Origin of the sequence: uncultured Actinomyces sp., from assembly GCF_963526355.1 — a bacterium.
Classification (GTDB): domain Bacteria; phylum Actinomycetota; class Actinomycetes; order Actinomycetales; family Actinomycetaceae; genus Actinomyces.
In genome coordinates, this window is record NZ_CAUROW010000061.1 from 1 (window position 1) to 11,827 (window position 11,827).

12 protein-coding genes are annotated in these 11,827 nt (G+C 68.3%); 2 read left to right on the forward strand and 10 right to left on the reverse strand.

Annotation, left to right across the window (positions count from 1 at the left end; all coding sequences use genetic code 11):
- Nucleotides 1–311, reverse strand: a 311-nt coding sequence (locus RWR81_RS10255) for a LysR family transcriptional regulator (RefSeq protein ID WP_314457458.1), incomplete at its 3' end; no start/stop codon positions are given.
- A 30-nt stretch (nucleotides 312–341) separates the two neighbouring features.
- Between RWR81_RS10255 and RWR81_RS10260 the strand changes: the two genes are divergently transcribed.
- Nucleotides 342–740 carry a hypothetical protein gene (locus tag RWR81_RS10260; RefSeq protein ID WP_314457460.1) on the forward strand — a complete coding sequence of 133 codons (399 nt, stop codon included), beginning with the start codon at nucleotides 342–344 and terminating at the stop codon, nucleotides 738–740.
- Nucleotides 741–814: 74 nt separating this feature from the next.
- On the opposite strand, the gene RWR81_RS10265 is transcribed toward RWR81_RS10260, so the two are convergent.
- From RWR81_RS10265 to RWR81_RS10295, 7 genes are all read right to left on the reverse strand, one after another.
- Nucleotides 815–1,312 carry a glycosyltransferase gene (locus RWR81_RS10265; protein WP_314457478.1) on the reverse strand — a complete coding sequence of 166 codons (498 nt, stop codon included), beginning with the start codon at nucleotides 1,310–1,312 and terminating at the stop codon, nucleotides 815–817.
- A gap of 5 nt (nucleotides 1,313–1,317) precedes the next feature.
- Nucleotides 1,318–1,743, reverse strand: a complete 426-nt coding sequence (locus tag RWR81_RS10270; protein WP_314457462.1) for a hypothetical protein — start codon at nucleotides 1,741–1,743, stop codon at nucleotides 1,318–1,320.
- A 126-nt stretch (nucleotides 1,744–1,869) separates the two neighbouring features.
- The gene (locus RWR81_RS10275) at nucleotides 1,870–2,343 is read right to left on the reverse strand and encodes a TadE/TadG family type IV pilus assembly protein (RefSeq protein WP_399498389.1); all 474 of its coding nucleotides are present in this window, start codon (nucleotides 2,341–2,343) and stop codon (nucleotides 1,870–1,872) included.
- Nucleotides 2,333–2,563, reverse strand: a complete 231-nt coding sequence (locus RWR81_RS10280) for a hypothetical protein (protein ID WP_314457466.1) — start codon at nucleotides 2,561–2,563, stop codon at nucleotides 2,333–2,335. Before RWR81_RS10280 ends, RWR81_RS10275 begins: the two co-directional genes overlap by 11 nt.
- Before the next feature lie 88 nt (nucleotides 2,564–2,651).
- The gene (locus RWR81_RS10285; protein WP_314457467.1) at nucleotides 2,652–3,605 is read right to left on the reverse strand and encodes a type II secretion system F family protein; all 954 of its coding nucleotides are present in this window, start codon (nucleotides 3,603–3,605) and stop codon (nucleotides 2,652–2,654) included.
- On the reverse strand, nucleotides 3,602–4,453 hold the full coding sequence (locus tag RWR81_RS10290; protein ID WP_314457469.1) for a type II secretion system F family protein: 852 nt from the start codon (nucleotides 4,451–4,453) through the stop codon (nucleotides 3,602–3,604). Before RWR81_RS10290 ends, RWR81_RS10285 begins: the two co-directional genes overlap by 4 nt.
- On the reverse strand, nucleotides 4,453–5,703 hold the full coding sequence (locus RWR81_RS10295) for an ATPase, T2SS/T4P/T4SS family (RefSeq protein ID WP_314457471.1): 1,251 nt from the start codon (nucleotides 5,701–5,703) through the stop codon (nucleotides 4,453–4,455). Before RWR81_RS10295 ends, RWR81_RS10290 begins: the two co-directional genes overlap by 1 nt.
- A gap of 305 nt (nucleotides 5,704–6,008) precedes the next feature.
- Here RWR81_RS10295 and RWR81_RS10300 point away from each other — a divergent pair, with 305 nt between their 5' ends.
- Complete coding sequence (locus RWR81_RS10300; protein ID WP_314457473.1) at nucleotides 6,009–7,355, forward strand: phosphotransferase; 1,347 nt, start codon at nucleotides 6,009–6,011, stop codon at nucleotides 7,353–7,355.
- A gap of 23 nt (nucleotides 7,356–7,378) precedes the next feature.
- Here RWR81_RS10300 and RWR81_RS10305 read toward each other — a convergent pair whose 3' ends face one another.
- On the reverse strand, nucleotides 7,379–8,110 hold the full coding sequence (locus RWR81_RS10305; protein ID WP_314457475.1) for a hypothetical protein: 732 nt from the start codon (nucleotides 8,108–8,110) through the stop codon (nucleotides 7,379–7,381).
- A gap of 104 nt (nucleotides 8,111–8,214) precedes the next feature.
- Complete coding sequence (locus tag RWR81_RS10310; protein WP_314457477.1) at nucleotides 8,215–11,739, reverse strand: ATP-dependent DNA helicase; 3,525 nt, start codon at nucleotides 11,737–11,739, stop codon at nucleotides 8,215–8,217.
- Between the last annotated feature and the right edge of the window lie 88 nt (nucleotides 11,740–11,827).

Genomic DNA, 11,827 nt, shown 5'->3' on the forward strand with positions numbered 1-11,827 from the left:
GCGGAGGCGAAGCTGCCCACGCGCACCACACCGGAGGGGATGGAGTCGTCCAGGTCGGCCAACTCACGGCGCACGGTGGTGAGCTCATTCTCAATGCGCTCGGCCGCGTCCGCCAGGACCCTCCCGGCGGCTGTGAGCACGGCTCCAGCGGGTGTGCGGTCCAGGACCCGGGCGCCGCATTCGCGTTCCAACTGGCGAATCTGCTGGGATACGGCGGACGGCGTGATGTGAAGGATATCCGCCGCTGCGACGACTCCTCCGGCCCGGTGCACGGCCAATAAAACCGAAAGCCGCTGGGGAAGAACGTGCATGAAGTAAATCTACATCCCTCATGCAGATAGATGCGATTGACCTTCATCAAGAAGCACCCAAGAATCATCCCCGTGAACAACGTGCTCCTCTCCCTCATCTCTGCCGGCGGCTGGATCGGCGCCGCTGAGCTCCTCGTGGCCTACTTCCTGGTCTCCAAGGGCACGATCGCGGGCGATTCACTGAAGTACCAGGCCCTCAACATCACCGGCTCCGTGCTGCTGACCATCAACTGCGCGAGCTCCGGCGCCTGGCCCAGCGTCATCGCCAACGCCTTCTACCTGCTGGTGGGCATCAACATCCTGTTCACGGTGAAGCGGGCCTACATCGCCCAGCTCTCACGCCGTCAGAGGGAGGAACTGCGGGCTCGGGTGCACGGGTTCCGACGCGCCTCCCCCGCCGTCTCAGCAGGCTTCGTCGAGCAGGCCTGACCGTATCCGCTCCACCAGTCCCTCCCGTCGACAACCAACCATCCACCAGTTCCGACGCAGTGAGTCCTGAAGGCTCACTGCGTCGTCGTCATGCGGGCCGATCCGGTGGCGGTGATGGTGAAGCCCTCGGCCGGGATGATTCCCCAAGGCAGGAAGGGCGGACGGGAACGTGCCTGCAGTGTCACCACAGCGGTCTGGCCGTCCGCGGCCCGGGCGCTGACGATCATGACACCCGCCGGCCCGACGGCGGCGGGCTGGGAGGACAGGTCGGCAGCGGCACCGGTTCGCACCTGTGCATCAGTCAGTGCCGCGGGCGCCGTATCTGTTCCGTCTCCCCCGTAGTACGGGTCCTCATCCACCCCATCGGCCCCCGCGGCCGCGGCCGAGTCAGCCAAAGAGGTGAGGGTCTTCAGGTCGAGGTAGACGGCGCTCGCCGATGCCGCGACGAACAGCAGGGCCAGGACGGCGCATATGAGTCCGACGCCCAACAGCAGCGTCTGCCCGCTCTCCTCTCGCCCCAGATGATGTGCCAGGGCACGAACCCGTCGAGGAGATCCTCCGAAACCAGGCATCCTGCTCACGGCCCCTCCTGGCCCGGCAGGGTGATGGCCCGTTCGGTGTCCACGATGACGACATCGTGGCCGATCCCCAGGGAGGCGAATCCGGGCAGGTCGACTCCGACCGCGACCTTGACGATAGCGGCCCGCCCACGGGCACAGCCATGGGCGCAGGTAATGGATAAGGAACTGGCCGGGTCGGCCTCGATACCCTGATCGGACAGTGACAGCCCCACCGCCACCTGAGCCCTGTCCACTGCGGTTGGGGAGTCCTCGACCTCCAGGATCCGGCCGGCGGCATCGGCTGCTGAGGCGACGGCGAAGGCCGTGGCCTGTATCTGGGCGAGCGTGACCACGAGGTAGAGGACGGGCACGACCAGGACGGTGCTCCACCCGACGAACTCGACGATGGCGTTGCCCTCCTCCCGGCGCGCGATCCTGCCCACTGCCCCAAGGACGTCCCTGACTCGGCCTGTGTCCCGGCGGCCCCGCCCTGCGATGGCAGGGCCGGATCGCGCTTCCGGCAGACGCGGGGAGCAGCCCGCACGGGTCCTTCGTGAAGCCACCGGAGATCACTTCTCCCGCACCAGGGAGGACTCGTCGACGGCGTGCCCCTTCACCGTCAGGATCCCACCGGGCCCGAGGAGCCCCAGGACCGGGAGGGGCGCCGTCACCGTGACCTCAACGATCATCAGGTCCCCGGACGGCACCCGCGAGACGGAGACGGTATTCACGTAGCCACGACGCAGCGCAGCGTCGGACAAGGCGCGTACCCGTTGCTGCGCCTCGGCCTCGGTACCCCCGACGAGAGCTGCTCGACGAGCCCCGTCACCGGCGGCGTCGATGAGGACGTTACGCGCGTAGACGCCCAGGGCCACCTGGAGAAGCGCCACAAACACGACGATGATGAGTGCGCCGACCATGACGAAGTCGACGACTGCCGAGCCCGACTCGCTCGAAGTGCGCACGTGGTTGCGGCACCGCCGGACCGCCGCGCCGCCCCGGGGCGGTGCCTGCCGGAGACGGCCGGCCCGGTCAGATCGCACTCGTCACCTTGGCGATGGCGTTGGTGAACACATCGGTCAGTGTGCTACCCGCAACCGTCCACAGGGCCACGACGAGGCCGGCGGTCATGAGCGTCACCAGCACCCAGCCGGGAACGTCGCCGCGCTCGTCACCCAGGTCTATTCGATTCAGGCGGCCGACCCACCGCGCCCCGAATCCGCGACAAGACGAAAAGGAAGAAGAGAAGATGCTGCGCTTCATGGCTGCTCCTTGTTGGCGGGAAAAGATCTGATCAGCAGGACGATGGACGAGAAGGTCTAGAAATCTGAGAGGACGACGCCGGGTGCACTCACACCCCCAGCCTGAGAACGAACAGTCCCGGGAACAGGGCGAAGACAACCGTGATCGGCAGGACGAGGAAGACCACGGGGACCATCTGGGCGATCTCGCGCCGGCCCCCTTCCTCCATGAGGGCCTGACGGGCCGCCTCACGAACGTCGGTGGCCTGGGAGCGCAGGACGTCGGCAAGAGGTGTGCCGCGCTCAAGAGCCACGACGATCGCCTCGCACAGGCGGGTGACGTGAACGGAGCACACCCGGCTCTCCATACGATCCAGGGCAGTGGACAGGACGGTACCGGAACGGATGTCGGTCAGGGTGACGGCCAGTTCGTCGATAAGGTCGCCACGTCCGAGCGCGACGACGCGCTCAATGGCGGACACCGGCCCCTGACCGGCTCCCACGGCCAGAGCGAGGAGCTCGACGACGTCGGGCAGCTGGGCCTCGATCCGACACAGCCGCCTCGCCACGGCACGGCTGAGCCACCAGTCGCGTGCGGCCGCCCCGGCGACAGTGGCCATGGCGGACAGGACGACGAGCGCCGGCACGTTAAGGGACCTGACAAGGGCAACCAGGCCGCCGGCCGCCAGGACGATCAAGAGCGCCGTCGTCGACCACAGGACCTGCTGGAGACGGAACTGGTCGAGGCCAAGAGTTGAACCGGAACGCGTCAGACGCCGACGGACCGAGTCGGCCGACGACCCCAGGGAGTCCAGCAACCGACCGAGGTTGAGGACGCCCACCGCGGAGGCCACGAGCAGCCCGACGACGGTACGACCGTCAGAGGTCAGCCCCGCCGGCGAGGTCAGAAGTCCCGAGGTGGTGGGCTGCCGGTGGACGTAGGGCTCCAGCCTGGCCATGAGAGTAGGGCGACGTCGGCGCACGGCCGAGATGACGGTCAGAACCCCCAGGGCCCCCACCAGACCCGCGAGCCCTCCGGTGAGCATAGCGTTCATCGAGTTCATCGCAGCATCCTCTCCTCCTCGGGGAGCCGTCCCAGGCGCAGCATGAGCCGGTAAGCGACGATCGAGACGACAGCCCCGGCCAGGAGGATGACGGCGCCGGAGGCGGAGGCGTAGGCGACTGCCGCCTGAGGACGGGTGGACAGCAGCGCCAGGACGAGCCAGGGGGCCGCGACCGCGACCTTGGCACCGTTGACCGTCCAGGACTGACGGGCCTCAAGCTCTCCACGAGTGCGCATGTCCTCGCGCAGCATCTGCGACAGGGCGCGCAGCAGCGTACCTAGGTCGGTGCCGCCGACCTCGTGAGCCAGGCGCAGGGCCTCGACGATCCGGTCGGCGACGGGGTCGGCGAAGCGGGCCTTGAGCCGGTCCAGGGAGTCATCGAAGCGAGCGGTGGCTGCGTAGTCGGTGGCGAAGGCCCGGAACTGAGGGCGAACGGCCTCCGGGCCGCGTTCACCGAGGTTAGTCAGCGCCTCCGGAAGGCTCATGCCGGCACGAACCCCGGAGACGAGAGTGTCGACGGCCTCCGGCCACACCTCGCGAAGTCGGGTACGGCGAGCGCGCGCCCGGGAAGAAATGATGAGGAAGGGAACCACGGTGAAGATGCTCGCGAAGGAGACGGCGACCGGCCATGCCCGCGACATCCCCAGGAAGACCAGTCCGACGAGCAGCCCCAGCCCGATCGAGCCCAGGACGAACATCGTGGGACTGGTACGGCCGGCGCCTGCCTGCACCAGGATGTCGGCCAGAAGCCGGGACCGCCTCGAGCGCCACTGGGGCGGGTCGGAGGTGCATGCCATCCAAATGAGGAGAATACCCACTCCCCCGAGGAGTCCGGCGAAGGCGCCCATCAGTGGACCTCCTTACCTGCGGGAGGGCGGCCGCTCAGCAGAGCCGCAAGGTCGTGGCCAGCACGGCTGAAGCGCTCAGCACCGCTGGGAACCCCCGCACCGCGTATGAGGTTTCCAGCGGGATCGCGATGGTAGACGTCGGCGAGCTCGATGACTCCGTTCTCCACCCGCCCCGACAGGGCGGCGACCTCTCTGACGGTACGGCGCCCGTGGCGGTCCAGGTCCAGATGGACCACGAGGTCAATGGCTCCGGCGACGGTGGGAACCACGAAGGCACTGGAGACGTTCTCGCCCGCGAGCAGTGGCAACGTGCAAATCTTGATGACAGCCTCGCGTGCGGAGTTGGCGTGGATCGTGCACATGGCTGGGAGCCCTGAGTTCGTGGCTATCAGCAGGTCCAGGGCCTCGGCCTCGCGCACTTCTCCGATGATGAGACGGTCGGGGCGCATGCGCAGAGCCTCCTTGACCAGACGGCGCAGGCTGATCTCACCGACGCCCTCAAGGTTGGGTGGCCGGGTCTGCATAGCCACACAGTCACGGTTTCTCAAAGCCAGCTCGAAGACCTCCTCGCAGGAGATGACCCTCTGGCCCCCGGGGATGGCGCCGGCGAGGGCTCTTACCATGGTGGTCTTCCCGGCCTGGGTAGCACCCGAGACCAGGATGTTGAGGCCGGACTGAACGGAGGCATCCAGAAAGGCCGCTGCCTGACTGGTCAGTGAGCCCATGCGCACCAGGTCACTGGTGCGCGAGGCCCGGGAGGTGTGCTTGCGGATGTTGACCGCCCAGTGCTGGGAGGTGATGGGCGGGATGACGACGTGAAGACGCTCGCCACCCGGCAGCTGGGCGTCGACGAAGGGACTGGACAGATCCAGACGGCGCCCGGAGGCTCGCAGCATCCGTTCGATCAGAACCGTGAGATCCTCACTCTCCAGGATCGTGGTAGTCAGCTCCGGACGCCCGGAACGGGCGATGAAGACGCGTCCGGGGTCGTTGACCCAGATCTCCTCAATGGACTCGTCATCGAGGTATCCCTGAAGGGGACCCAGGCCGGCTATGGAGTCGAGAACGTGGGAGCGGGCTCCTGCAGGGTCGATGAGCGGTGGAACAACTCCGGCATCGGAACGGCGCAGGTAGTCGTCCTCAGCCTCGGTGACGAGCTGTTCGAGGGCGGGGATGTCCGTGAGCGGGTCGATCCCGCGAGCACGAACCAGCTCACGAACCTCCGTCAGGAGGAGATCGGCGGCGTCCATATTGCCTCTCAGCGCGCGTCTGTGTGAATGGGACGAGTAGTGGGTGAACGAGGATGACCGCGGGGCTCAGGGATTCGGCGGTGAACCCCTACGCACCGGTCGGTCGGTGACCGTTGTCACGTAGGAACTCTAGGCCACCTCATCGTGAAATAGCCACCACCTTGGCAGTCCCTGTGGATAACTCAGGATCCCTCAAGAGCCATTGCATCTTCGTCAGCTCAGTTCGCGAAGCCTTCGACGTTTGCCGCCAGCGGACGGGCGCGGCTGTCCTGCGAAATATAGGACCTGTCGCCTACGGTTGGACCATGTCACAGCCTCCGCAGTCCCCGGACGCCCCCGGCACCACAGACGTCGATGCTGATATCGACAGCACCAGCGAGGCAGCGGCCTGCGACGTTGAGCCGACTGCGGCTCCGACTACCAGCACCCCCGATGATCGCCATGGGCATCACATCCAGCACCGCAGTGGGCACCATGGTGGACAGCGGGGTGAGCACCGAGAGACTTCACCCAGGGAGTACCGGGCCCCTGTAGTCGTCGCCCCACTACCCAACGCATCGGCCGGTCCACCGCAGGACGACCGGCCGGCTCCGACGACCCACCCCACCTCGGAGTCCCGCCCACATCACTCCGCCTTGGCCCTGGCCGCGATGGCGAGCGTCGCTGTCGCCGGCCTCAACCCGGTTCGTCTGGCGCTGCCGCAGTCCGAGACTCCGGAGCGGTACATCACCGGTGTCATCGACACCCAGGGCCGGCACTGGGAGGTTCATGAAGCGCGTACCGACACCGTTGGCGCATCCCTGGAGGCGGAGGCCGAGGTGCTGCGGCGCATCGGTCGGGTTGTCGACGACGGACGTCTCTCCTTCAACGTACCCCGTGTCAGCGGGTCCCTGCGCCTGCAGGGCGCCCACATCCAGGTGCGCTCCCACGTGGAGGGCAAGCCGATCCCCGTCGAAACGCTCCGCCCGGGGCCGGGAATGTCAGCGGGACTGGGCAAGGCGCTGGGGGAGATCCACGAGTTGCCGACATCGGTGATCTCCGAGGCGGGCATGCCGGTCTACGACGCCGAGGAGGTGCGCCGGCGCTGGCTGAGCCTGCTGGACGATGCCGCCGCGACGGGCAAGACCCCGCCAACGCTGCTGGGGCGCTGGGAGCAGGCACTGGAGGACACCGCCCTGTGGCGCTTCCGTCCCAGCGTGGTCCACGGCGACCTCGCCGAGGAGAACGTGCTGGTGGCCGGCGGGGCCGTGGTGGCCGTGCGCGGCTGGACTCAGGCGCACGTGGGTGACCCGGCCGAGGACCTGGCCTGGGTGTACTCCTCGGCACCTGTGGACTGCCTGGACTCCATCGAGGACGCCTACGACATCGCCCGTACCGAGGGGGTTGATCGGCACTTTCGCGAGCGGGCCGAGCTGGTCAGTGAGCTCAGCCTGGCGCGCTGGCTGCTGCATGGGATCAGGACCGGGGACAAACCGATCATCAACGACGCGGTGGCGATGCTGGAGGACCTGGCCGCCCAGGTGGGCGACGCCCCGCTGGTGGAGCCGGCCACACCCCGGCTGGCACCGGTGCCCGGGGAGCGCGAGACCGCCGAGCCCGATGCCGTCACCAACCCGGTGGCGATGGTCCCGGTTGACGACGAGGATGACTAGGCCCACGTCGTGTCCCACCGGGATCAGGTCAGCGGATTGAGGCTCAGAAGCACCAGGAAGGCGAGTGCCCACACCAGGTTGACGATGTTGAACAGGGCTCCGTCCAGCAGCGGTTTGCCGGGGTAGGGCAGACGGGTCAGGGCATACCACGGGAGAGCCTGTACCGGTGGAGTCAGGAGCAGCGACCATCGGGGGAAGGCGGTGGCCCCGGAGCCCAGAGCGATGCAGACAAGAACCCAGCCCAGCACCGTCAGCCCGATGGCGGGGATCCAGGCCTGCATGAGGAAGCGGTAGAGCCTGCGGGCATGCTCCAGGGCGGCAGGATCGGGCGCTTCGCCGTCCTGGTCTCCCTTACTCATCGTCTTGTCCGACACGTAGGTCCGGTAGGCCGCGTGCGCGCGCTCCGAGGCCAGCGCGAGTGGGTAGAAGGAGGCGTGGGCCAGGGGTGAGAGGCTGAACCCGATGCCGAGCAGCAGCACTCCTACCGTCCCGACCGGCGATCCGCGCAGCAGCACCCAGTGCGCGTAGAGGCCGGCGAGCATGAGCGGGACGGAGTAGTTGGCTACCAACGCGCCCCATCGCAGGCGGAGCTCGTTGATGCGCGTGTAGAAGGCGTAGGCGTCGTCTCCCATGAGATCGATGAAATCGCCGTGCTCGCTCCGGTCGGGCCGATGAAAACCGACGATGAGCGCATCACCGAGAATCCAGCACAAGGAGCTGATGAGGAAGGCAACGATCGACCAGGTCACCAGCATGCGGGGTCTCCTTGCAACGTCGGACGCGAAGAGCGAGTACGCGGACCGTGAGCGGCTCTGCGTCTGATCGAGACGGCGAGTCACAGGCAGTCCTGAAGGTGACGTTAGCCCGGCTGCTCAGGCGGGGGAAGAGCCGTCATCTCGTTAGGTGATGGCGAGTCCGGTGTCAGGGCCGCCTCGATCTGCTCGAGGCTGAGCAGACCGGCCGCGGCCAGCTCGTCGACATGCCCCCCGGGATAGTCGACGTACACGTAGGCGGCACGCACTGAACCGGCGGAGATCCCCTGGGAAACCGCCCAGGCGTGGACGTAGACGCTGAGCTGGTCCACGGGGACCCGACGACGCCCGGTCTTCCAGTCGACGATGAGCCATCCGGACCCATCCAGGCGGCGGAAGACGGCGTCCATGCGGCAGCGCAGGGTGGTGGCACCGATGGTGATCTCCCGGTCGATCTCGGTGTCGACCAGAACGTAGTCGTCCAGGAGCGGCAGGTTCTCCACCGTCCCCAGCCAGCGTTCAACACGTTGCCGGTCCTGGGGGGCGAGGTTGTCGGGAACGCCGGCCTCCCCCAGCCCGAACAGGGTACCGCGGGCGCTCAGGAGCTGGGCGACGGCGTCGTGGAAGACGGTTCCGAGCCGGCCCGCGACGCGCGGCTCCGGAGGCAAAGGACGGCGCAGGTCGAGAGCGAACCGCTGCCGGTCGGTGCGCAGATCGTCCAGGCGGGTGGCGGCCAGATGCTCGGGTAGGCGGACAGTGGGGGTGGCCGACGTCGCTCGGGCACGCTCGGCCAGGAGAAGACCGGTCTCCAGCCGCCAGCGTCGCAGCGCGTCATCGCTCGCCTCCGGTTCATGGCCGGAGCTCGTGGGCTCGGCCTTGGCAGGAGCCGGCTCAGCAACCAGCTCGCTGGGGCTCGCCTCGCTCATGGCGGCGGCGACCTGGGCGGCGGCCGCCTGCCGGGCTCGGCGCAGTGCGGCAGCCCGGTCCGTATCCGCTCCCCCGTCGTCGTGCGATCGCCCGTTGCCCAGCGCCTGAGCCCCCGGTGTCTCCGTCTGCTCGGCGTCCAAGGGCCAGATGCCCACCTGAGTCAGGGCGGTCAGCGGATTGGGCCGGGACTCGTCGAAGTCGACCCATCCGTCTGCGTAGGGGACAAGGAGGTCGCGCCGGCGGAGCTCGGTGAGGAATCGTGAGGGCCGGCGCGGCTTGGAGGCGGTCTTGGACAGGTGGGAACCGGTCAGGAGGAGATCGTGGCGGGCCCGGGTGAAGGCGACGTAGGCCAGGCGGCGCTCCTCGCGCAGGCTCTGGCGTCCCAGCGCCTCCTTGTAGGCGGTCATCGTCTCGGTCAGGAGGGGCTTGTCCGTGACGGCCGGACTGAGGTCGCCGACGGTGAAGGGGGGAAGGTCGTCGGCGTCGGCCCGCAGAGGGAAGGGGAAGGTCGAGGTACTCCCCATCCAGCCGGTCTCCACCACGCGCAGGTCCTCTTTGACGCTGCTGGTGTAGGAGGGGAAGACCTGCTCGTCCATACCGGGCACGGCGACGACGTCCCACTCCAGGCCCTTGGCGGCGTGAACGGTCAGGAGCTGGACCGCCCCGGGCGTGGGGTCGACCTCGGGGGCGCTCATGGCGTCCTCATGTTCCTCGGCGGCGTCGAGCCACTCCAGGAAACCGGTAGGCGTCGGGGTGTCGGTGTCCGTCGCGTAGGCGAGGGCCGTCGCCTGGAAGGAGTCGAGGGCGCGATGCCCCATCGGGTTGTCGACCCTGGCGGCGATCTCGATATCAAGATCGAGGGCCTGCTCGGCCAGGGCGACGAGGTCGGGAAGCGGCAGGGACAGGGCCTCCCGGACGCACCTGATCGCTCGGGCGGTGCGCAACGCGACGGCCAGCCCCGCAGGAGTCAAGTCATGGGAAGCAGTGGCCGTGGTCTCCTCCGCCCCTTCGTCCTGCCATCGCAGCAGGGCGTCCAGAGCCTCGCTGAGCAACGGCGAGTCAACCTGGTCACCGCTGCCGTCCGCGCCGTTCCGGGCGCTCTGCGTCGGAGGTCGGAGGAGCTCACGGGCCAGACCCGCCAGGGCGTGCAGGTCACTGGCACCGATGCCGAAACCGGTCAGGAGCCTGACCACCCGGTCCCCGCGCTCGGGGTCCGTGGCGGCAGTCAGCAGGGCACGGACGTCGGCGACCTCGGGGACGTAGAGCATCCCACCCAGGCCGATGATCGTGTAGGGCAGACCAGTCTTCTCCAGTTCGGCGGCGATGGGTTCCATCTGTGCCCGGGTCCGGCACACAACGGCCATCTCGGCGTCAGGAGACCAGCGCTCGGTGAGGAAGGCGGCGACGGTACGGGCCTCCTCGGCGGGGTCCTGGAGGAAGGCTCCGTGCACAGTCCCGGGCTTCAGGCCGAAGGCGACGGGCCGGGCCCGCAGGGGGGCGACGGTGATGTGCTCTCCCACCGGGTCCCCGTCCTGCACGACGCCGGAGCGCAGTGGCTCGGAGACGGCGTTGGCGGCGTCGAGGATAGTGGAGTCGTTGCGCCAGGAGGTCGACAGCTCCAGGACGGGGGCGGCATCGGCCGGCGGTTCCCCGGAGGCGAGGCGGGCGGTGCCACTGGGGTTGAAGCGCTGGTGGAAGGTGTCCAGGGCTCCGGCGCTCGCCCCGCGCCACCCGTAGATGGCCTGGTGGGGGTCGCCGACGGCGGTCACCCCGGAGTCGGCGAAGAGGGCGGACAGGAGCCGAACCTGGGCGACCGAGGTGTCCTGGAACTCGTCGAGCAGGACGGCGGGATACTGCTCCCTCACCTGGACGGTCACCTCGGGAACGGACTCGGCGATGGTGCAGGCCAGGGCGATCTGGTCTCCGAAGTCGAGCAGGCCGTGACTTCGCTTGTAACCGTGCAGCTCGGCGACGACGTCGAGCAGGGCCTCCCACTCGCTCATGACGGCGGGCGCCTTGCCGACCAGGGTCTTGCAGCCCTTGATGGAGGCCAGGGCGGTGAACTGCTCGGTCAGGTCGGCCAGGTCCTTGACTGCCTCATCAATGGTCAGCAGGTTCTGGCTCAGGGCATCGCCCAGGACCAGGACGGCGTTCGTGTTGTGAATGAGGCTCTCGTTGGGAAGTGGAAGGGTGCGGGCCTCGAGCAGGGAGGTGACGATCTGCCAGGAGCGGGCCTGGGTGATGAGGACGGAGTCGGGGTCGACGCCGATGCGCAGGCCGTGGTCGCGCACCAGGCTGCCGGCGAAGGAGTTGTAGGTGGCGATCATCGGCTCGCCGACGTCGGTGGTATCGACAGCATCGATGGTCTCGACGCCAGTCCCGTCGGTCTCCGGCGCCGTGACCGGGAGCAGACCGGCGGCGCCGAGGCTGGCCAGGCGGGAGGCGACACGCTGGTCCAGCTCGGCGGTGGCCTTTCGGGTGAAGGTCAGTCCGAGGACCTGGTCGGGACGGACCTGCCCGGTGGCGACCAGGTAGACGACCCGCTGGGCCATGGTGGCGGTCTTGCCCGAGCCGGCTCCGGCAACGACCAGGAGCGGACTGAGTCGGTGGGCGATGACGCGTGCCTGTTCCTGGGTGGGGGTGTGGATGTCGAGCGCCTCCGCGAGAGTCCGCGGGGTGAGCTCGCGAGCTCTGGTGGGGGTCATGAGACGACTCTCCTTCCCTCGACCTGGACGGGGCAGGAGTCCTTGACCATGCAGGTGCGGCAGTGATCGCCGGTGCGGGCCTCGATCA